Annotated in this window: 24 protein-coding genes; 10 read left to right on the top strand and 14 right to left on the bottom strand. The window is 66.3% G+C overall.

Features of this window, described 5'->3' with window-relative positions; genetic code table 11:
• The first annotated feature begins 47 nt into the window (after nt 1-47).
• Entirely contained in the window at nt 48-611 is a 564-nt protein-coding gene (locus tag LK542_RS00235) for a PEP-CTERM sorting domain-containing protein (protein WP_227810360.1), read from the top strand.
• A 7-nt stretch (nt 612-618) separates the two neighbouring features.
• Here LK542_RS00235 and LK542_RS00230 read toward each other — a convergent pair whose 3' ends face one another.
• From LK542_RS00230 to soxR, 6 genes are all read right to left on the bottom strand, one after another.
• A complete protein-coding gene (locus tag LK542_RS00230; RefSeq protein ID WP_227810359.1) occupies nt 619-1581 on the bottom strand; it encodes a fasciclin domain-containing protein in 963 nt (320 codons plus the stop codon).
• A 157-nt stretch (nt 1582-1738) separates the two neighbouring features.
• Complete coding sequence (locus LK542_RS00225) at nt 1739-3859, bottom strand: prolyl oligopeptidase family serine peptidase (RefSeq protein ID WP_227810358.1); 2121 nt, start codon at nt 3857-3859, stop codon at nt 1739-1741.
• 69 nt (nt 3860-3928) lie between these two features.
• Nucleotides 3929-4333 (bottom strand): YgiW/YdeI family stress tolerance OB fold protein, encoded by a 405-nt coding sequence (locus tag LK542_RS00220; RefSeq protein ID WP_227810357.1) that lies wholly within the window; start codon nt 4331-4333, stop codon nt 3929-3931.
• A gap of 59 nt (nt 4334-4392) precedes the next feature.
• The gene (locus LK542_RS00215; protein WP_227810356.1) at nt 4393-5751 is read right to left on the bottom strand and encodes an ATP-binding protein; all 1359 of its coding nucleotides are present in this window, start codon (nt 5749-5751) and stop codon (nt 4393-4395) included.
• Complete coding sequence (locus LK542_RS00210) at nt 5744-6406, bottom strand: response regulator transcription factor (RefSeq protein WP_227799986.1); 663 nt, start codon at nt 6404-6406, stop codon at nt 5744-5746. The genes LK542_RS00215 and LK542_RS00210 overlap by 8 nt, the downstream gene beginning before the upstream one ends.
• A gap of 58 nt (nt 6407-6464) precedes the next feature.
• The gene (gene soxR / locus LK542_RS00205) at nt 6465-6917 is read right to left on the bottom strand and encodes a redox-sensitive transcriptional activator SoxR (RefSeq protein ID WP_227810355.1); all 453 of its coding nucleotides are present in this window, start codon (nt 6915-6917) and stop codon (nt 6465-6467) included.
• A 76-nt stretch (nt 6918-6993) separates the two neighbouring features.
• Between soxR and LK542_RS00200 the strand changes: the two genes are divergently transcribed.
• On the top strand, nt 6994-7443 hold the full coding sequence (locus LK542_RS00200; RefSeq protein WP_227810354.1) for an ester cyclase: 450 nt from the start codon (nt 6994-6996) through the stop codon (nt 7441-7443).
• On the opposite strand, the gene LK542_RS00195 is transcribed toward LK542_RS00200, so the two are convergent.
• A complete protein-coding gene (locus tag LK542_RS00195; RefSeq protein WP_227810353.1) occupies nt 7440-8276 on the bottom strand; it encodes a metallophosphoesterase in 837 nt (278 codons plus the stop codon). The two genes, LK542_RS00200 and LK542_RS00195, sit on opposite strands and share 4 nt — an antisense overlap.
• 129 nt (nt 8277-8405) lie before the next feature.
• Between LK542_RS00195 and LK542_RS00190 the strand changes: the two genes are divergently transcribed.
• Complete coding sequence (locus LK542_RS00190; protein WP_227810352.1) at nt 8406-8975, top strand: hypothetical protein; 570 nt, start codon at nt 8406-8408, stop codon at nt 8973-8975.
• Nucleotides 8976-8978: 3 nt separating this feature from the next.
• Here the strand turns inward: LK542_RS00190 and LK542_RS00185 are convergent, their stop codons facing one another.
• Nucleotides 8979-9455: an adenylyltransferase/cytidyltransferase family protein gene (locus tag LK542_RS00185; protein WP_227810351.1), complete on the bottom strand. Its 477-nt coding sequence runs from the start codon at nt 9453-9455 to the stop codon at nt 8979-8981.
• A gap of 8 nt (nt 9456-9463) precedes the next feature.
• A complete protein-coding gene (locus LK542_RS00180) occupies nt 9464-10648 on the bottom strand; it encodes a PilT/PilU family type 4a pilus ATPase (RefSeq protein WP_227810350.1) in 1185 nt (394 codons plus the stop codon).
• A 160-nt stretch (nt 10649-10808) separates the two neighbouring features.
• Here LK542_RS00180 and LK542_RS00175 point away from each other — a divergent pair, with 160 nt between their 5' ends.
• Entirely contained in the window at nt 10809-11750 is a 942-nt protein-coding gene (locus LK542_RS00175; RefSeq protein WP_227799979.1) for a hydrogen peroxide-inducible genes activator, read from the top strand.
• A 139-nt stretch (nt 11751-11889) separates the two neighbouring features.
• On the opposite strand, the gene LK542_RS00170 is transcribed toward LK542_RS00175, so the two are convergent.
• From LK542_RS00170 to LK542_RS00160, 3 genes are read right to left on the bottom strand one after another with little or no spacing between them, the layout of a single operon-like run.
• Nucleotides 11890-12372, bottom strand: a complete 483-nt coding sequence (locus tag LK542_RS00170; RefSeq protein ID WP_227810349.1) for a YaiI/YqxD family protein — start codon at nt 12370-12372, stop codon at nt 11890-11892.
• A 52-nt stretch (nt 12373-12424) separates the two neighbouring features.
• Nucleotides 12425-12994: a PEP-CTERM sorting domain-containing protein gene (locus LK542_RS00165; RefSeq protein ID WP_227810348.1), complete on the bottom strand. Its 570-nt coding sequence runs from the start codon at nt 12992-12994 to the stop codon at nt 12425-12427.
• 27 nt (nt 12995-13021) lie between these two features.
• Entirely contained in the window at nt 13022-14524 is a 1503-nt protein-coding gene (locus LK542_RS00160) for a PhoX family phosphatase (RefSeq protein ID WP_227810347.1), read from the bottom strand.
• Between the two features lie 183 nt (nt 14525-14707).
• On the opposite strand from LK542_RS00160, the gene ubiA reads away from it, so the two are divergent.
• Genes ubiA through LK542_RS00140 form a run of 4 tightly spaced genes read left to right on the top strand, consistent with a single transcriptional unit; the run spans nt 14708 to nt 16596 of the window.
• Nucleotides 14708-15562 carry a 4-hydroxybenzoate octaprenyltransferase gene (gene ubiA, locus LK542_RS00155; RefSeq protein WP_227799975.1) on the top strand — a complete coding sequence of 285 codons (855 nt, stop codon included), beginning with the start codon at nt 14708-14710 and terminating at the stop codon, nt 15560-15562.
• A 44-nt stretch (nt 15563-15606) separates the two neighbouring features.
• Entirely contained in the window at nt 15607-15927 is a 321-nt protein-coding gene (locus tag LK542_RS00150; RefSeq protein ID WP_227799974.1) for a YqjD family protein, read from the top strand.
• 2 nt (nt 15928-15929) lie between these two features.
• The gene (locus tag LK542_RS00145; RefSeq protein ID WP_227799973.1) at nt 15930-16307 is read left to right on the top strand and encodes a phage holin family protein; all 378 of its coding nucleotides are present in this window, start codon (nt 15930-15932) and stop codon (nt 16305-16307) included.
• Nucleotides 16297-16596 carry a hypothetical protein gene (locus LK542_RS00140; RefSeq protein WP_227799972.1) on the top strand — a complete coding sequence of 100 codons (300 nt, stop codon included), beginning with the start codon at nt 16297-16299 and terminating at the stop codon, nt 16594-16596. The genes LK542_RS00145 and LK542_RS00140 overlap by 11 nt, the downstream gene beginning before the upstream one ends.
• 26 nt (nt 16597-16622) lie before the next feature.
• Here LK542_RS00140 and proC read toward each other — a convergent pair whose 3' ends face one another.
• Together proC and LK542_RS00130 are read right to left on the bottom strand one after the other, a co-directional pair.
• Complete coding sequence (gene proC, locus LK542_RS00135) at nt 16623-17441, bottom strand: pyrroline-5-carboxylate reductase (protein ID WP_227810346.1); 819 nt, start codon at nt 17439-17441, stop codon at nt 16623-16625.
• 9 nt (nt 17442-17450) lie between these two features.
• The gene (locus LK542_RS00130) at nt 17451-18152 is read right to left on the bottom strand and encodes a YggS family pyridoxal phosphate-dependent enzyme (protein ID WP_227810345.1); all 702 of its coding nucleotides are present in this window, start codon (nt 18150-18152) and stop codon (nt 17451-17453) included.
• A gap of 80 nt (nt 18153-18232) precedes the next feature.
• Here LK542_RS00130 and LK542_RS00125 point away from each other — a divergent pair, with 80 nt between their 5' ends.
• The gene (locus LK542_RS00125) at nt 18233-19276 is read left to right on the top strand and encodes a type IV pilus twitching motility protein PilT (protein WP_227810344.1); all 1044 of its coding nucleotides are present in this window, start codon (nt 18233-18235) and stop codon (nt 19274-19276) included.
• Between the two features lie 8 nt (nt 19277-19284).
• Entirely contained in the window at nt 19285-20421 is a 1137-nt protein-coding gene (locus LK542_RS00120; RefSeq protein WP_227799968.1) for a PilT/PilU family type 4a pilus ATPase, read from the top strand.
• The last annotated feature ends 47 nt before the right edge of the window (nt 20422-20468 follow it).

The following is a 20468-nucleotide window of genomic DNA, read 5'->3' as shown; positions in this document are numbered from 1 at the left end:
TCCATGCAGTTTTTGATCGGCGCCCCTGTTTTTGCTCGAGGTTTTACATGAAGAAGTTACTTTCCACCGGCGCCCTGCTCCTGTGCTGCACGGCCGCTCATGCCGACCCCACGGAGTCCATTTCCTGGGGCTTTTCCTTCAACGGCTTTTACGACAGTGTATCGGACAGCTTCCTGCCCGACGAGATCATCTCCGGCTCGTTCAAGGGCAATGACCTGGACAGTGACGGCGTGCTCGAAAAAGGCGAACTGCTGTCCCTGGTCGTGGGCGAGCTCGATTACATCGCCTGCGCGTCCACCAGCAACGATTACTACCAGTGCGGGGCAAGCAGTTTCGCGTTCTCGCCCGATGCCGGCCTGCACTTCAGCGTCGGCAGCTATGGGCAGGATCCGGAAGGCTGGGTCGGCGGCGGCCGCCTGATCACCACCGGCGACCAGCACTATGCCTACGACTTCAACCCCAACATGACGACCGAGCGCCACCTGTACTGGACCAGCGACACGCGCCTGAGCATGATGTCGCAGGCGCCCGAGCCGCACACCTGGGCGATGCTGGCGGCCGGCCTGCTCGGCCTGACCTGGCGCGTGCGCAGCCAGGCCCGGCGCGCCTAGCACCTTCTTACAGGGTGGGAATCAGGACCTTGTCGACGACGTGGATGACCCCGTTGCTGGCCCTGACGTCGACCGCAATGATCTTCGCCGGGGTTGCCGTGGTGTCGCGGATCGTGGGCGGGGTGCCGGCGCTGATCACGATGTTCTGGCCGGCCACCGTCGCCACCGGCGTGCCGAACGGGATCTGCGTGGACAGCACCTGGCCACTCACAACGTGATAGGTGAGCACGGTACGCAGCTGGGCGGCGCTCAGGTTCTGCGGCGCCGCTGCAAATGCGGCATTGTTCGGTGCGAACACGGTGAACGGGCCGGCCCCACTCAGCGTCCCCTGCAGGTTGGCGGCGACCACCGCGCCAACCAGTGAGCTGAACTGCGGATTGGCCTGCGCCATCTGGACAATGTTCAGCACCCCCGGCGGCACCAGTACCTTGTCGATGGCGTGGATCACCCCGTTGCTGGCCGGGACATTGGTGGTCGTAACGTTCGCCACCGTCAGGGCCGCGTCGGTAATCTTCACGCCGCCCGTGAAATCGAAGTTCAGCCGGGCCGGCGCGCCCGCATAGGTATAAGCGGTGGCCTGGGTGGCGCCGCCCGCGCTCAGGTCGGCGGCCAGCTTTTTACTGCCCAGCACGTGGTAGTTCAGGATGCTTTGCAAGGCGGCCGGCGGCAGGGCATTCACCATGGCAGTGGCGTCGGCGAAGCCCAGGCGCGTGGCCAGAGCGTTGAAGGCCTGGTCGCTCGGCGCGAACACCGTCAGCTGCGCAGCCGGATCCGACAGGGTGCCGGCGATGCCGGCCTTGGTTGCCGCGGCTACCAGGGCCGTGTAGCCGCCCTCGCTCGCGACCTGGGCAAGCGTCTTTTGCTGGGGCAGCGGGATGTCGTCGTCATCGTCGTCCCCGCCGCAACCGCTCAGGGACACAGACAGGGCCAGCGTTGCCAGCCCCAGCTTCAGGAAAGCGCGCACGTTCATGATGTTCTCCGGGTGAGTGATAAAAGCGGTTCATTGCCGCTCCTTCGGCAATGCCGTCCCGGATAATTATCGCGCCATGACCCGCATTTTCGGTTCGCGCACGACTCAATATCGGTTCATTATGAGAACAAACCGATATGAGTCGGTTCAAGCGGGCTTACTTGCCCCTGGTCTGCGCCAGGATGAAGGCATAGGTATCCGCCGCCTCCGCATCCTGCTGGGCACGGGTCGAGCCCATGCCATGTCCCGCATCAAAATCGACCCGCAGCAGCACCGGCTTGCCACTGGCGCTGGCCGCCTGCAGGCGCGCCGCCATCTTGGCCGGGTGGAAAGGCGCCACGCGCGGGTCGGTCACGCCGGTGGTGAGCAGCACGGCCGGATACTTGCCGCCGTCCTTTACCGCCTGGTAGCTGTCGATGCTCTTCAGGGCTTTATAGCCGGCCTTGTCGCGGATCGCGCCCCACTCCCCTTCTTCCCCATAGCCGTTCTGCTCCGCCACGTAGCGCAGCGGGTTGTGCCAGCCCACGCCCGAGACCACGGCCGCGAACAGGTCCGGACGCTCGGTCAGCGCCATGCCGGTCGGGATCCCGCCCGCCGAGCGGCCGCCGATGGCGGTGTGCGCCGGCGCCGTATAGCCTTCCTTGTGCATGTCCTCGACCACCGCGATCAGGTCGCGCCAGGTGTTCGGCTTGTTCTCCAGCTGGCCGGCGCGGTGCCAGTCGCGCCCGTACTCGCCGCCGCCGCGCACGTTGGCGAAGCCGACGATGGCGCCCTGGTCGATCAGGGCCAGCGAGCGGTTCACAAACGAAGGCGTATAGGCCGCGGCGCCATAGCTGCCATAGGCCGAGATGAAGGCCGGGTTGCGGCCGTCCTTTTTCAGGCCCTTTCGGTACACCAGGCTGTAGGGAATCTTCGTCCCGTCCTTCGCCGTGGCGAAGCGGCGCTCGGTGGTGTAGGCGCTGACGTCGATCGGCGGCTTCGGCGTCAGGCCCGTGTCGGTCACCTTGCCGGCGGCGTCGATGCTCCAGATGCCGGTCGGGGTCAGCCAGCCGGACAGCAGCATCAGTACCCCCGGCGTATTCGGGTCGGCGGCGAGCGTGCCCACCGTGCCGTCGAACGGCAGCGCAATAGTCGCCAGCTTGCCGTTGGCATCCAGGCGCAGCACGCGGCCGATGCCGCCGTCCATCGCGCGCAGGTAGAGGCCATCCTTGGCGCGCAACATGCCCTGGATGACCAGGCCGGACTCGGCCACCACTTCGCGCGCACTCCCGAGCGCCGGCGACTGCGCGGCAACCTTGACAATACGTCCGCGTGGATGCTTCAGGGTCGACAGCAGGTAGAGTTCGTCGCCGTGCACTTCGGCGCTCGTCACCTGGTCGGCGAAGTCGGTCACGTGGGTCCAGCGCGCCCTGCCCTTGAGCACATCCTGCAGCGGCGCGACCAGGAAGCGCTTTTCCTGGCGCACGTCGGTGATCATCAAGACGGCGTGGCGTGAATGCGGGGTGGCGAACACGTAGGGCGACTGGTTGCTTTCGTACTTGACGGCGCGGTCCAGGCCGCGCGCCATGAGGATGCGGTCCTTGGCCGGATCGTCGCCGACGCGGTGGAAACGGACACGCGAGTTCAGGTAGCGCTCCGGCGTGTTGACCTTGCCGGTCAGCTGGTTGTAGAAGAAGCCCGAGCTGTCCTCGAGCCAGCTGGGGTAGGCGGCCTGGGTATTGGCGATGCGCTCGGGCAGGATGGCGCTGCTGGCGACATCCATGATGTGCAGGACCGAATCCTCGCTGCCGTCCTTCGACAGGCCGTAGGCCAGCTTGCTGCCGTCGGGCGACGCGACCCACCAGTCCAGCGAATAGTGGCTGGTGGCGGTGTCGAGCGTGGTCGGGTCGACCAGCATCCGGCTCTTGCCGTTCTCCTGCACGAACAGCTTGTGATTGTTGGCGCCGGCCGGGCGCTGCTGATAGAAGCTGCGGGCGCCGGCGCGCTGGATGTCGGCCACCGCGGTGACGTCGCCGGAGAGCTGCTGGATGCGCGCCAGCAGCTCACCGCGCAGCGGCAGCGTGTCGAGCACCGAGCGGGTATGAAGGTTCTGGTTCTTCAGGAACGGCAGCCAGTCCGGGTCCTTGTCGTTTTCCATCCAGCGGTAGCGATCCACCACCTTTTCGCCGAAATGGGTATCGGTAACGGGTTCGACCCGGGCCACCGGTGGGGCTGCCGCTGCGGCGGCAGTCAGGGCGGCCAGGACGACACCGCTGAACAGACGAATCAGGCCAGACATGGGTTCTCCTCAGAAATATTGTCTTTCAATATTGCCATGGATCACCCAGATCTGGGAGCTTTAGCTGGCTTATTTGCCCACGACCTTCATCTGCTTCACCTCGAAGCTCGATTCGCCGAAGGTCTCCTTGTCGAATTCGCCGGTCAGCTCGACCACCGTGTTCTGGTCGACCTGTACGCCGGCAGGAAAGTGTTCGGCCTCGATCTCGACGGTGATCTTGCCGCTCGCGTCGGCGAATTCGTAGTCGTCGCCGCCCTTGTGGCTGAGCAGCTTGCCCTGCAGGCGCGCCTGCTGGTCGTCCTTGCCCTTGTCGAGCAGGTCCTTGGCCTTCATCAGCGGCACGCTGGTGGGGCCGGTATAGCCGGACGGCGCCGCCTTGGTCGAGGGCCCGGTATAGCCGGTCGGCTGGGCGATGGCGAAGGCCGGTGCGGCCAGCACGGTGGCGATGCAGGAAATCTGGAAAAGGCGTTTCATGAATGGCTCCTTGTGGGTTGCTGTGGACGCCATTACACCCAGCCGACATTAACCCGATCTTAAGGAACTGCCGGCCACTCCAGCGCTACGCCCAGTCCGCGTCCGCCCAGGCCGGTGCCGAAGCGCAGTTCGATGCCGTGCAGCTCGGCGATGCGGCGCACGATCGACAGCCCGAGTCCGCTGCCGCCCTCTTCCTGGCCGAGCACCCGGAAGAAGCGCTCCGTCAGGCGCGCCATGCTGGCGGCGTCGACGCCGGGGCCGTCGTCGCAGACCGAGATCCGGGCGCGTCCTGCATGGCGGGTGGCCGCGACCTCGACGCGGCTGCCGGCCGGGCAGTAGCGCAGCGCATTGGCGACCAGGTTACGCAGCACGATGCCCAGCATCTGGGGATTGGCCTCGACCCCATCGATGCCGCTGTGGAGATCGAGCACGATGCCGCGCCTTGCCGCCTCGTCGGCGAATTCTCGCCCCAGCTCCTCAAACAGGGGCCGCAGCGCGACCGGCTCGCGCGCCAGCTGGGCCTGCGCCAAGGGATCAAGGCGCGCCAGGGTCAGCAGGCTGTCGACCAGGGCGGTCAGGCGTGCGACGTCCTGGCGCAGCTTCATGAACGAGGCCGCGAGCTCCGGATGCCGGCGCTGCAGCAGCTGCACGTGCATGTGCAGGCCAGCCAGCGGGGTACGCAGCTCGTGGGCGGCATCCGCCGTGAAGCGGCGCTCGGCCTGCAGCGCCGCATCCAGGCGCCCCAGCACCTCGTTCAGGGCGCCGACGATGGGCAGCAGTTCGCGCGGCTGGCCCGCGACCTCCACCCGGGCCAGGTCGTCCGGCGTCTTGGCCGCGATCGCCGTGGCGGTGCGGCGCAGCGGCGCCAGCACGCGCCCGGTCAGCCACCAGCACAGCAGCGCCAGCAGCAGCAGGAAGCCGAGCACCGGCAGCCACAGGGCCTCGGCCAGTTCTTCCAGGATGTCGAAGCGCTTGGCGGCGCGCTGGCCGACCTGGACTTCGAAGCGGCGCGCCTCGTCGCGCACCACGAACACGCGCCAGCGCTCGCCGTCGACGCGCAGGTCGGCAAAACCATGCTCGTCTTCGAAGCCAGCGACGAAGGGACGCGCCGGCGCATCAGGCGTGCGCTGCAGCACCTTGCCGCCCGCCACGACCTGGTACTGCATGTCGACCCTGCGCACCTCTTCCCCCTGCGACGGGCGCGGCGGCAGCGGCGCCAGCAGGCCGCGGGCATCGAGGTCGGTGGTGGCCGCCATCAGCATGTAGGCCGACTCTTCGAGCGCATCGTCGAACACTTCGCCGGTCTCTTGCCAGGCGATCGCGGTGAGCGTGCCCAGGCTGGCCAGCCACAGCACGGTGCTGGCAGCCAGGATCGCGGCCAGCAGGCGCCGCCGCAGCGACCACGGCGCCTTAGGCATCTTCCTTCAGGCGGTAACCGAGCCCGCGCACGGTGACGATGCTGTCGCTACCAAATTTCTTGCGCAGGTTGTGGATGTAGACCTCGATGGCATTGCTCTCGACTTCCTCGCCCCAGCCATACAGGCTTTCCTCGATCTGGGCGCGGGTGACGATGCCGTTCCTGCGCTGCAGGAGCGCGAGCAGCACGTGGTATTCGCGCGCGGTCAGCGCCACCGGCTGGCCGTGCAGGCTGGCCTGGCGGGACTCGAGGTCGAGCGCGATGCCGGCGTGTGCGAGCACGTTGCTGGCCTGGCTGGCGCCGCGCCGTACCGCGGCGCGGATGCGGGCCGACATCTCTTCCAGCTCAAAGGGCTTGACCAGGTAATCGTCGGCGCCCAGGTCCAGCCCTTCGACCCGGTCGGACAGCGCGTTGAAGGCCGTGATCAGGATGACCGGCACGGTGTCGCCGCCGGCGCGCAGGCCGGCCAGCAGGGCGTCGCCGGACAGGCCCGGCAGGCCGCGGTCGAGCAGCACGCAGTCATAGCGGTGGGTCGCCAGCGCCGTCTGCGCCGAATCGCCGCGCCGCACCCAGTCCACCGCATGGCCGTCCAGACGCAGCCAGGCCTGGATCGTGTCGCCCAGCGAGGTGTCGTCTTCGGCCAGCAGGATGCGCATCCGGGTTCCTTGTAAGTAGAGGTGCGCCCATCTTGCCACGGACGCGGCAGGGCCGGCGCTACAGCAGCTGCGGCCCGCTGCCCTGGTCCGACAGGGAATCGAGCGGATTGCGCAGCCGGCAGGCCTCGATCGACAGGCAGCCGCAGCCGATGCAGTCATCCAGCTGGTCGCGCAGGCGGGTGAGCTGGGCGATGCGCGCGTCCAGCTCGCCGCGCCACAGGCGCGACAGGCGCGCCCAGTCGGCAGCGGTCGGCGTGCGCCCTTCCGGCAGCGAAGCCAGCGCTTCCCCGATCGCGGCCAGCGGAATGCCGATCCGCTGCGCCACCTTGATCACCGCCACCCGGCGCAGCACGTCGCGGCCATAGCGGCGCTGCTGGCCGCTGCTGCGCACGCAGTGGATCAGCCCCTTGGCCTCGTAGTAGTGCAGGGTCGACACCGGCACGCCGCTGCGCCGCGCCACCTCGCCCACCGTCAGCTGCTTCCCAATTTCCGCAGGGTCCAGTTTCGCCATGTTTTTCCTCTTGACCTCAAGTTAACTTGAGGTTTTACACTCGCCTGCACCGATTGACAAGCCCGAGGAGAAAACGATGATGGCAGCCTTGACGACTGCGCACAGCAACAAGAAGCTGGTTCGCACCCTGTACGACTGGATCAATGCGAGGAAGCTGGACGAGATGCAGGCGCTGATCGCGCCGGATTTCACGGGGCCGCGCGGCGAGCGCGGGCCGGCTGAATTCCGGGCCGGTATCGAGACCGTGCTGACCGGCTTTCCGGGCGTGCGCTTCGAGCTGCACGACGTGTTTGCCGAAGATGACCGGGTGGCGGTGCGCTGGACTTTCCGTGCGCCGCACGACGGGCGCTTCGCGGGCCTGCCGCCGACCCACGCACTGGTGACCCAGGAAGGCAATGTGATCTACCAGCTGCGCGAGGGCCAGATCGTGCGCGCCTGGGTACAGGTGGACCGCCTGGGCGTGCTGCAGCAGATTGGCGCCCTGCCGCCTTCGTTCGCCGACAGCCGCGCCGCGCGTCCGATCTAGGCGCGGCCGGATTCCTGCAGCATGTCGGCCACCACCTGGGCGGTAGCGCCATCCCAGTGCGCCAGCACGCGCTGCGGCACGCGGCCGAAGATGCTGGCCAGGCCGCTGCCGTCCCAGCGGTGCAGCGCAAAGGCGGGCTCGCCCTGCTCCACCAGCGGGCGGCCGTCCGGCTGCGCGGCATCCATGGGGGTGAAGGCCAGGCTCAGGTCGGACGACGAAGACGGACAGGTCGCGACCTGCCGTCCCTGCCAGCGAAACACGCCGCCCAGGTGCACGTGGCCGGTGCAGATGGCGGCAATCGGCGCGCCCTGCAGCGCGGCGTCCAGGCGCGCGATCCACGCTTGATCTGGTCCCGGGTCGATCCACGGCAGGCCGACGTCGACCGGCGGATGGTGCAGGAAGACCAGCGCCGGCTTGTTGCCGCCATCCTGTAGCGCCTGGCGCAGCCACCCTGCGCGCGACGCGCAGAAGGCGCCGCCATGGCGCCCCTCTTCCAGGCTGTCGAGGACGACCAGGCGCAAGCCGCCGAGATCCGTCACGCCCTGCACGAAACCTTCCGTGAAATGGCTGTCGCCGAACACGCTGCGGAAGTGCGCGCGGTCGTCGTGGTTCCCCAGCGCGAAGCGCACAGGCTGCGGCCACGCCGCCAGTGCCTCCTGCAGCTGCCGGTAGCTCTCGATCGCCCCGTCGTCGGCAAGGTCGCCGCTCAGCACCAGCAGGTCGGGCAGCGGGCGCAGCGCGGCCAGGTGGGCGAGCACGCGCGTAAAACGGGCCAGGTTCGGATGGGCAGGGTCCGCATGCAGGTGCAGGTCGGTGACTTGGGCGATCAGCATGCGGACTCCTTGTGGATGTGCGGAAGCGCCACAGTTTCCGATAAAGTCGGGCGCAGAAAGTTTCCGTGTGGCATCAGATTATATAATCCCTGCTCCGCTTGTCCTTGGATCTGTCGCACCATGTCTTCCATGTTGATCTCCCGCGCAGCCACCTGCGCCCTGTTCCTCACTCTTGGCGCGTCAAGCGCCGCTCAGGACGCCGCTCCCGAGCAGACCGTCCGCAGCACGGCCCGCATCCGCCTGTTCGGCCAGAACGGCGTGCTGGTCGACTTCTACCAGAACAGCAACTGCGTCGGCGGCAACGCGCAGAAGACCCGGGTGTCGGGCGGCGCGGGCGACGCCTTCTCCTCCTTGTTCGGCCGTGCCAGGAACACCTCGATCGGCATGAAGGACACCCCGAATACCGAGAACCTGTTCAGGCGGGACGGCGTGGCATCGAAAGCCTACTTCCGCGAATACGAGATCCCGGCCGACCAGCCGGTATCGCTGCGCATGGCCTTCCAGAGCGGCCCCGGCGTTGGTGTCCGTTGCAGCAATCTCGGCGGAACCTTCACGCCGGCAGCCGGCAAGGATTACGAAGTCGCCCTCGAGCGCCAATCGGGCCAGTGCGTGGCCGTGGTCCAGGAAATCCGCCAGGACGAGGCGGGCAAGGTGACGATGCAGGACGTCCAGACCGCCCCGACGGCGGACTGCAAATAAGGCCTACCCGGCCCGCACTTTCTTCAGCAGCTTGGTGGTCGAGCGGTCATGCTCGAAATCGATGGCCACGGCGCGCCCGCCGTAGGCCAGCACGGCCTGCCCTTCCGGGATTTGCGTCATGTCGTAATCGCCGCCCTTGGCGTAGATCTCGGGCCGCGCTTCGAGCACCACTTCGAGCGCGGTGTCTTCGCCGAAGTCCACCACCAGGCTGACCGACTCCAGCGCCGCCAGCACCGCCATCCGGTCGGCCAGCCCATTGAGCGGGCGGTCATCGCCCTTGCCCAGGCGCTTGACCGAGGCGTCGGTATTGGCCGCCACCACCAGCGAGGCGCCCAGTTCGCGCGCCTGCGCGAGATAGGTCACGTGGCCGCGGTGCAGGATGTCGAACACCCCGTTGGTCAGCACCACCGGCTTGGGCAGTGCGGCGATACGCTGCGCCAGCTCGGCGCGCGTGCAGATCTTGTTTTCGAATGGGGCCATAAAAATTCTTAAGTAGTAGGTGCGTCGTCTTGCGGTTCTGCCTCGATCGCCATCGAGAGCTCGCTGGCGCGGCCGGCAGCGCCGTCCGGGCCCTTGCGCTCGCCCGAGAGTTTGATCTGCAGGCGCAGGCCGTTGGCCGAGTCGGCGTTGCGGATCGCTTCGTCGTAGCCGATGTAGCCCTTGTTATAGAGCTCGTACAAGGCCTGGTCGAAGGTGCACATGCCGAGCTCGCGCAACTTGTGCATGATCTCTTTGATATTCTGGAAGTTCCCCTTCAGGATCATCTCGCTGATGGTCGGCGTGTTCAGCAGGATCTCGATGGCCGCCTTGCGGCCCTTGCCGTCTTCCGTCCGAATCAGGCGTTGCGAGACCACCGCACGCAGATTAGACGACAGGTCCATCAGGAGCTGGTTGCGGCGCTCTTCCGGGAAGAAGTTGATGATGCGGTCCAGGGTCTGGTTCGCATTGTTGGCGTGCAGGGTGCCCAGGCACAGGTGGCCGGTCTCGGCAAAGGCGATCGCGTGTTCCATGGTCTCGGTGTCGCGGATCTCGCCGATCAGGATCACGTCCGGCGCCTGGCGCAGGGTGTTCTTCAGGGCGTTGTGCCAGGAATGCGTGTCCACGCCCACTTCGCGGTGCGTGACCAGGCAGTTCTTGTTCTTGTGGACGTACTCGACCGGGTCTTCCACCGTGATGATGTGGCCAGCCGAATGGCTGTTGCGGTAGTCGATCATGGCCGCCAGCGTGGTGGACTTGCCGGAGCCGGTGCCGCCGACCACCAGCACCAGGCCGCGCTTGGTCATCACGACCTCTTTCAGCACTTCAGGCAGGTCGAGCTTCTCGAAATTCGGGATCTCGGATGCGATGGTACGCACCACCATGCCCACGCTCTGCTGCTGCACGAAGACGTTGACGCGGAAGCGGCATACGCCGGGCAGCGAAATCGCGAAATTGCACTCCATCTCGGCCTCGAACTCCGCACGCTGGCGCTCGTTCATCAAGGAAAGGGCCAGGGCCCGCGTGACCTCGCCGGACAGGCGCTGCTGGCTCAGGGGCTTCATGGCGCCCTGGTGCTTCATGCTGGGAGGGAAATCGCTGGAGATGAACAGGTCCGAACCGCCCTGATGGTGCATCACCGTCAGCAACTTGTGGATATAGGCCTGGGCTTCCGCCGGGCCGAAGGTCGACGACATGGGGTTCCTCTTGAGAACGCGGGTGAAAATCCTGCGAGGCAATTATATCGACTATGATTCGCCCATCGTTCCACTTTTATGAAATCCTGGCTGACTAAATGCCAACATTGTGTCAGGATGACCGGTAAAGACAGCCGTGACATCCTGGGACCCGTAGCCTATGACACTGACCGAGCTGAAATACATCGTCGCCGTCGCGCGCGCCAAACACTTCGGCCATGCCGCCGAAGCCTGCTTCGTTGCCCAGCCTACCCTTTCCGTCGCCATCAAGAAGCTCGAGGACGAACTCGGCGTCACCTTGTTCGAACGCGGTGGTTCCGAAGTCTCCGTCACGCCCCTGGGCGCGCAGATCGTGGCCCAGGCCGAGCGGGTGCTGGAGCAGACCGCGGCCATCAAGGAGCTGGCGAAACAGAACAAGGATCCGCTGGCCGGCCCGCTGCGCCTCGGCGTGATCTACACCATCGGACCCTACCTGCTGCCGCCTTTGGTCAAACGCCTGATCGACACAGTGCCGCAGATGCCGCTGGTGCTGCAGGAGAACTACACGCACAAGCTGCTCGAACTGCTGCGCCAGGGCGAGCTCGACGCCGCCATCGTGGCCCTGCCGCTGCCCGAGCACGGCATGTCGATGCAGACCCTGTACGACGAACCCTTCGTGGTGGCGATGCCGCGCTCGCACCCCTGGGCCAAGCGCAAGGAAATCCCGGCCGACGACCTGAAGCTGGAAACCATGCTGCTGCTGGGCGCGGGCCACTGCTTCCGCGACCAGGTGCTGGAAGTGTGCCCGGAGATGGCGCGCTACTCCTCGCCGGGCAATGGCATGCAGCGCACCTTCGAAGGCTCCTCGCTGGAGACGATCCGCCACATGGTCGCGAGCGGCATCGGCCTGACCGTGCTGCCGCGCGCCTCGGTGGCCGACATGCACGACCCCAACGGTCTGCTCACCTATGTCCCCTTCGCCCACCCAGCCCCCTCGCGCCGCGTGGTCATCCTGTGGCGCAAGAGCTTTACGCGGCGTGCTGCCATCGATGCGGTGGCCCAGGCCGTTGCCGAATGCAAGCTGCCGGGTGTGGAGATGGTGACGCTGGAAGCCGCGGCCTGAGCAGGCCGTAGGGTGGGCGGCTCCACCCGACGATCTGCCGGACGCTTGCATGAACGCCGCCCACGCGGTCAAGCGGCTCAAGAAAGCCGTTTCGTCTGCTCTTCAGCCTGTGAACGCGTGGGCGGCATTAACGCCAACCTTATTCGACTTCCCCGGTGGAGCCGCCCACCCTACGGGGGAGCGACCGGGCCAGCTGGCGGTCCAGCGCATTGGCAAAATTCTGGCGGTCGGCCTGGCTGAAAGCGGGCGGCCCGCCGGTATCGACGCCGCTGCCGCGCAGCTCTTCCATGAAGGCGCGCATGGTGAGCTGCTGGGCGATGGTGTCCTTCGTGTACCACTCGCCGCGCGGATTGAGCGGCAGCCCGCCCTTGTCCAGTACCTGCGCCGCCAGTGGAATATCTCCCGTCACGACGATGTCGCCGCTTTGTACGCGCGCGACGATCTCGGCGTCGGCCACATCGGGCCCGCTGGGCACCTGCAGGGCGCGGATGAAGCGCGAGCCGGGCACCCGCATCAGCTGGTTGGCCACCAGCGTGACTTCGATCTGCAGGCGCTCGGCCACGCGGAACAGGATGTCCTTGATGACGCCCGGGCAGGCGTCGGCATCGACCCAGATGTGCATTGTTCAGAAGGCTTGTCGGAAAACTGCATTGTACCGGCAAGCCCCCTGCTTCTCAGTCTTGCTTGCGGCGGCGTGCGGCCATCAGGCCGGCCATGCACAGCATCGGCAGCAGCAGCGCCGCGGTCGAGGGCTCCGGCACGGTGGCGGTGATGCTGAAGCTGTCGCCGGCACGCAGGCCGCTGGTGGCCAGCAGCCAGTCCTGGCCGCCGCCCAGCACATTACCGAACTGGAACTCGGCATATTCCGGACGGCCGAAGCTGATGCCGGTCGCGAAGGGGCTGGCATCGATCCGGCCCACCGTGCCGAAGCTCGGGGTCACGCTGCCCGGGGCGCCGGTGAAGCTGATGCCCTGCAGGCTGAAGGTGAAGCGGCTCAGATCCGCGCCGGCCAGGTTGCGCACCAGGGCGTTGAAGGCGAGCGGACCTTGCAGGTCGGCCTCTTCCAGCACGAAGTTCAGGGTGCTGCCGCTGAAATCTGCCAGGTCGAGGTCGAAGGACACCAGGCCAGTGCCGCTGTAATCGGTGACGAGGTTCGAGCCGGTGCTGGTGGTCAGGACCACGGCGTTGGCGGCGCAGGACAGGGTCAGGCCTGCAAGCACGGTAAACAGTTTAGTGAGTTTCATGAGAAAAGCTCCGAATGAGTAAAGGTCTTACAACGGGCCCTTGGCCCAGGGACCGGTAATCGCGAAGGTCACGCCCGGGGTCTGGATGTTGACGAACAGGTAGCGGCCGGTCGGGTCGAAGCAGGCGCCGGCGAATTCGTTGCCGCGCTGGTCGCCCGCGAGCGAGCCCAGCTTGCCAGCGCCCTGCAGCTGGGCGCTGGTCAGATTGATGTTGTTCTTGGCGAAGATGTAGGCGTCGCCCTGGCCGGTGATACCCATCAGGCGCTGGCCGAAGCCGAAGGGGTCGGTGGCGGCGGTCGAGGCGTCCTCGCAGATCAGGATGGCGTTGCGCGGGCTGACAGTCAGGTTGTCGCCCATGTTGCCCACCAGCTGGCTCGGGCTCGAGTAGATGCACTTGAGGCGCTGGGTTGCCAGGTCGAGCTCCCAGATGCTGCCGCGCTGGACCGCGCCGCCCGAGGTATCCATCACGTACATCTTGCCCTGGGCGTACCAGATGCCCTCGCCGCGGTTCATGCGCGCCGCGCCCTGCACCCAGCCCTGCACGAAGGGGCCGGCCGCACCCGTGATGCGCACGCCGCTCGGGCCCGTGGCGTCGCCGCGGTTGGCGTCCGGGTCGGCGATGCTGACCCATTCCAGCTCATACACCGAGTCCACTGGCACGTTGGCCAGGTTGGCGTTGTTGATGCCCTTGACCTTGGCCATCTGCAGCACGCCGCCCATGGCCAGGCTGCCTGGGGCACCGGTCTTGATGTCCGGGACGTAGCGGTAGAAGCCCGACTTGCCGGACGAATCCTCGGTCTGGTAGACGATGCCGGTACTTGGATCGACGGCGGCAGCTTCGTGGGCGAAGCGGCCCATGCCGATGATCGGCTGGCCGGTGGTGAGCGCCGGGTCGGCATGCACTTCGAACACGTAGCCATGCTTCTTGCCGGCGGTGCCGACGGCGTCCGAGCCGACTTCCTCGCAGGTGAGCCAGGTGCCCCAGGGGGTGATGCCGCCGGCACAGTTGGTCTGGGTGCCGCCCAGGCTCGGGGTCATGCTGACCCAGTTACCGTCGCGGAACAGCAGGTTGGTGGTGCCGCCGCCGAACTTGTTGGTCGAGCCGCCGCCGGTGGTGCCGCTGTCGTAGACGCCGACCGCGTTCAGGAAATTGCTCGGCGAGGTGCCGCCGATCTCGTGGTTACGGACCAGCACCAGCTCGGTGCTGCGGCCGACCTTGCGCGTCAGGACCACGCCCATGCCGTCGTGGCCGCCGGGGCAGGTCTTACCGTCGGTCATCAGGTCGCCGCGCCAGCCGAAGCTTTTATAGGTGAAGCCGGCCGGCAGCTGCAGCAGCGGCAGGCCGGTCGTGATGTCGTTGACCGGGGCGATCGCGCCGTAGGGGCTGTCGACCAGGGTGGTGGCGCCGTTGGCGGCCATGGCCTGCTGCGACTGCAGCGCGGCGAAGGCGCCGACGAAAGGGAGCGCGGTGGAGCCGGCCAGGCCCTTGAGCAGGTTGCGGCGGGTGGACGAAATGTGCTTGTCAGTCATGGGTACATCTCCGAATGGATGATCGAGAGGGGGAGCCGATGCATTTAAACAAACAAAAATGTCGGCTCCATGACAACAAAATGGCAACTTTCCGAATCCGACGAGCAGGGCCGCCTCTCGCGCCAAAAGGCTTTAGAATCCCTGTCTTCTGCTCAACAGTTCTTGCCTGACAAGACCAACCCCATGAACAAGCTGGCGCTCTACTTCCGCCTGGTCCGTGCCGACAAGCCGATCGGCATCCTCCTGCTCCTGTGGCCGACCCTCTGGGCCTTGTGGATGGCCTCTGGCGGGGTGCCGGATTGGCAGGTGCTGGTGATCTTCGTGCTCGGCACGGCGCTGATGCGCTCGGCCGGTTGCGCCATCAACGACTACGCCGACCGCGACTTCGACAAGCACGTCAAGCGCACCGTCGACCGCCCGCTCACCGCCGGCAAGATCCGCGGCTGGGAAGCGGTGATGGTGGCGGCGGTGCTGTCGCTGATCTCCTTCCTGCTGATCCTGCCGCTCAACACGCTCACCAAGCAGCTCTCGGTGGCGGCCCTGATCGTGGCCGGCACCTACCCCTACTTCAAGCGCTTCTTCGCCATTCCCCAGGCCTACCTCGGCATCGCCTTCGGCTTCGGCATCCCGATGGCCTTCGCCGCCGTGCAGGGCACGGTGCCGGCGGTGGCCTGGTGGCTCCTGGTGGCGAACGTGTTCTGGGCGGTCGCCTACGACACCGAGTACGCGATGGTCGACCGCGACGACGACCTCAAGATTGGCATCCGCACCTCGGCCATCACCTTCGGCCGCTTCGACGTGGCCGCCGTCATGCTGTGCTACGGCGCGGCGCTGGCAATCGACCTGGTGTGCGGCTGGTACCTGGGACTGCGCTGGTGGTTCGTGGGCGGCATCGTGGTCGCGGCCGGCATCGCCCTCTACCACTACACCCTGATCCGCCACCGCGAGCGGATGGCCTGCTTCAAGGCCTTCCGCCACAACAACTGGCTGGGCGCCGCACTGTTCATTGGTGTCGCACTCGACTATGCAATCAGGTAATATTGCACAAAAGGCATTCAACACCCACTTCACGAGGCCCTACCATGATGGAAAAGATCCCTACCCAAACCGGCACCCGCGAGCAACTGATGTCGGACCTGAAGACCGTGATCCAGGACGCCGAAGCCTGGCTGCGCAACGGCGGCAACCTGACCGGTGAGGAGCTGAAGGCGGCCAAGGCCAAGTTCGAGCAGACCCTGTCGACCGCCAAGGAAAGCCTGGGCGAGTACCAGCAGACCGTGGTCGAGAAGACCAAGGAAGCAGCGCGCGTCACCGACGAATACGTGCACGAGAACCCGTGGAAGTCGGTGGGCCTGGGTGCCGCCGTCGGCGTGGTCGTCGGCATGCTGATCGCGCGCCGCTAATCATGAGCATCAAGGCGGCAGCTGGAAGGATCGTGGCCAACGTGCTCGACCTGGCGCGCACGCGCCTCGAGCTGGCCGCCATCGAACTGCAGGAAGGCGCGCACCGCCTGCTCGGCTATCTCGTCTGGGCCCTGGCCGCGGCGGTGCTGGGACTGTTCGCGCTCGGCCTCGTCATCCTGTTCGTGCTGGTACTGTTCTGGGACACGCACCGCCTGGCGGCGGTGGGCGGCATGGCCGTCCTGTTCATCCTGGGCACCCTGTTCGCCGTGACGAAACTGCGCGCCGGCCTGGCCGCACGTCCGCCGATGCTGCCGGCCACGCTGGCGGAATTGCGCAAGGACGCCGCGGCCCTGAAGGGAGAAGAGGCCAATGGCATCTGAATCCACCCTCGCAGCGCGGCGCGAAGCGCTGGTGGCGCGCTGCGCCGACCAGCGTGCACTGCTGGCGTACGACGTCGCCACGCTGTCCTCGCCCGATACGCTGGGGCTGATTCCGGCCTACGCGCTGCGCCATCGGAAGACGGCGCTGATCGTGGGCGGCGTCGCAGCCGGTCTGTTCCTCACCAAACCCAAGTGGGCGGTGGGCAGCGTAACGGCGGTGGTCTCGGCCTACAAGCTGGTCCAGAGGCTGCTGCCTGTGCTCAGGTGGCGCGGCTTCGAAGTGCACTGAACGCGTGGGCGGGGAACCCGCCCACCCTACGAGTCCTTACCTAACTCGTCGCCCAACTCGCGTCCACGCGCCGCGGCGGCCTTCATGGCCGCGACGATCGCTTCCTTCACGCCCGACTCCTCCATGCTGCTGATCGCCGCATGCGTGGTACCGCCTTTCGAGGTGACGCGCTGGCGCAGGGTTTCGACCGGGTCGCCCGACTGCGCCGCCAACTGGGCCGCACCGGTAAACGTGGCCACGGCCAGCTGCCTACCCTGCTCCGCATCCAGGCCCATCTCCAGGGCTGCCTGCTGCATCGCTTCCAGGAAGTAGAAGACATAGGCCGGGCCGCTGCCCGACACCGCCGTCACCGGATCGATCAGGGATTCTTCCTTCAGCCACACGGTCTGTCCGACCGCGCGCATCACCTTGTCGGCAGCCTGGCGCTGGACTTCGTCCACTTCGCTGCCCGCCACCATGCCCGTGATGCCCATGGCGATCAGGGCCGGCGTGTTCGGCATCGAGCGCACGATACGGGTGTAGCCGCCCAGCCAGCGGCCCAGGTCGGCGATGCGGATGCCGGCCGCGATCGACAGCACCAACGGCTGGGCGCCCAGCAGGGGCTTGAGGCTGGCCGCCACTTCGCGCATCTGCTGCGGCTTTACCGCCAGTACCACCACGTCGGCGGCGCCGACCTGCACGTCGATGGTCGAGGCCGTGCTGACGCCGTACTGGCTCGCCAGGCGCTCCAGCGCTTCCGGGTTCGGGTCCACCACGTGCAGGCTGCCGGCGCCGGTGAGTTGGCCGGCCAGGCCGGCGATCAGGGCCGTGGCCATGTTGCCGCCGCCGATGAATGCAATCTTCATGTACTTCCTTTATTCGTAATGGCGGGCGCCGAAGATGGCGCTGCCGATGCGCACGATGGTCGCGCCTTCCGCGATCGCGGCTTTGAGGTCGCCCGACATCCCCATCGACAGGGTGTCGAGGGCCAGGCCGCTTTTTTGCAGTCCCTCGTACAAGCCACGCAGGCGGGCAAAGGCGGCGCGCTGCTCGGCCTCGATGGTCGTGGGTTCGGGAATCGCCATCAGCCCGCGCAGGCGCAGGTTGGGCAGCGCGGCCACCTGGCGCGCGAGTTCCGGCAGCTCGGCCTCGCTCGCGCCGCTCTTGCTCGCTTCGCCGCTGATGTTCACCTGCAGGCAGATGTCGAGCGGGCCCAGTTCCGGCGGGCGCTGTTCGGACAGGCGCTGGGCGATCTTCAGGCGCTCCACCGTATGCACCCACTGGAAGCTGGCCGCGATCGGACGCGTCTTGTTGCTCTGGATCGGGCCGATGAAATGCCAGCTGACGGGTGTTTCCGGTTGCAGGCGCGCCACTTCCTGCATCTTGTCGAGGGCTTCCTGCAGGTAGTTTTCGCCGAAGGCGCGCTGTCCCGCAGCCATCGCCTCGACCACGGCCTCCGCAGGGAAGGTTTTGGAAACGGCCAGCAGCTGGACCGTTTCGCGCCCCCTGTTGGACGCAGCGCAAGCGGCCGCGATTGTCGCTTCGACAGCTTGCAAGTTCTCGGCGATTATGGACATAATGATTTTCTGTAGGAAATATTTTGAGTCGAGACGAGGACCTTCGCCTGGGCTCCATTCACGCTCTGGATTATAAGACAATGGACATTTCGGAACTCCTCGCCTTCTCGGTCAAGAACAAGGCCTCGGACCTGCACCTCTCGGCCGGGCTGCCGCCGATGATCCGCGTGCACGGTGACGTGCGCCGCATCAACCTGCCGCCGCTCGAGCACAAGGACGTGCACGGCATGATCTATGACATCATGAACGACGGCCAGCGCAAGCAGTACGAAGAAGTGCTTGAGTGCGACTTCTCGTTCGCGATTCCGGGCCTGGCGCGCTTCCGCGTCAATGCCTTCAACCAGGAGCGCGGCGCGTCCGCGGTGCTGCGTACCATTCCGTCCAAGATCCTGTCGCTGGAAGAGCTGAATGCGCCGAAGATCTTCGCCGAACTGGCCCTGAAGCCGCGCGGCCTGGTGCTGGTGACCGGTCCGACCGGTTCCGGCAAGTCGACCACGCTGGCGGCGATGGTGAACCACCTCAACGAGAACGAGTACGGCCACATCCTCACCATCGAGGACCCGATCGAATTCGTGCACGACTCCAAGAAGTGCCTGATCAACCAGCGCGAAGTCGGCCCGCACACCCTGTCGTTCAACAACGCGCTGCGCTCGGCGCTGCGTGAAGACCCGGACTGCATCCTGGTGGGCGAGCTGCGCGACCTGGAAACCATCCGCCTGGCCCTGTCGGCGGCGGAGACCGGCCACCTGGTGTTCGGCACCCTGCACACTTCCTCGGCCGCCAAGACCATCGACCGTATCGTCGACGTGTTCCCGGCGGAGGAAAAGGAAATGGTGCGCGCGATGCTGTCGGAGTCGCTGCAGGCCGTGATCTCGCAGACCCTGCTCAAGACGAGGGATGGTTCGGGCCGCGTGGCGGCGCACGAGATCATGATCGGCACCCCGGCGATCCGCAACCTGATCCGCGAAGCGAAGATCGCGCAGATGTATTCGAGCATCCAGACCGGCAGCAACGTCGGCATGCAAACGCTCGACCAGAACCTGACCGACCTGGTGCGCCGCAACGTGATCTCGAGCGCCGCGGCCCGCGCAGCTGCAAAAATCCCCGAAAACTTCCCAGGCTAAGGACTGGCATGGAACGCGACCAGGCATCCAAATTCATGTTCGACCTGCTGCGCCTGATGACCAGCAAGGGCGGGTCGGACCTGTTCATCACGGCCGGCTTCCCGCCAGCGATCAAGATCGACGGCAAGATGACGCCGGTGTCGAGCCAGGCCCTGACCGGCAGCCACACGGCCGACCTGGCGCGCGCCATCATGAACGACAAGCAGGCCGCCGGCTTCGAGCTGACCAAGGAATCGAACTTCGCGATCAGCCCGGGCGACCTGGGACGCTTCCGCGTCTCGGCCTTCATGCAGATGGGCTGCGTCGGCATGGTGCTGCGCGTGATCACCACCACCATCCCGAAATTCGAAGACCTCGACCTGCCGGAAGTGCTGAAGGACGTGATCATGACCAAGCGCGGCCTGGTCATCATGGTCGGCGCCACCGGCTCCGGTAAATCGACCACGCTGGCGGCCATGGTCGGCTACCGCAACGAGAACAGCTACGGCCACATCATCACGATTGAGGACCCGGTGGAGTTCGTGCACCCGCACCGCAACTGCGTGATCACCCAGCGCGAAGTGGGCGTGGACACCGACAGCTTCGAGGCAGCGCTGAAGAATTCGCTGCGCCAGGCGCCGGACGTGATCCAGATCGGCGAGATCCGCGACCGCGAGACCATGGAGCATGCGATCGCGTTCGCGGAAACCGGCCACCTGTGCCTGGCTACCCTGCACGCCAACAGTTCCAACCAGGCCTTGGACCGCATCATCAACTTCTTCCCCGAAGAGCGTCGCCAGCAGCTCCTGATGGACCTGTCGCTCAACATGAAGGGCCTGATCTCGCAGCGTCTGGTCCCGAAGAAGGAAGCCAAGGGTCGCGTGGTGGCGATGGAGATCCTGTTGAACTCCCCGCTCATCTCCGACCTGATCTTCAAGGGCGATGTCCACGAGATCAAGGAGATCATGAAGAAGTCGCGCGAGCTGGGCATGCAGACCTTCGACCAGGCCCTGTTCGACCTGTACGAGGCGGACAAGATCAGCTACGAAGATGCGCTACGCAATGCCGATTCCGTGAACGACCTGCGCCTGAACATCAAGCTCAATTCCAAACACGCCAAGAACCGCGATTTCTCGGCCGGGATGGACCACCTCGGCATCGTCTGATCCTGGCCTTGCCAGACCGCGAACGGGGCGCCACGGCGCCCCGTTCG

The organism is Massilia sp. IC2-477 (assembly GCF_020707265.1).
Lineage (GTDB): Bacteria > Pseudomonadota > Gammaproteobacteria > Burkholderiales > Burkholderiaceae_D > Telluria.
This window is presented reverse-complemented; position numbering and strand designations above follow the sequence as displayed.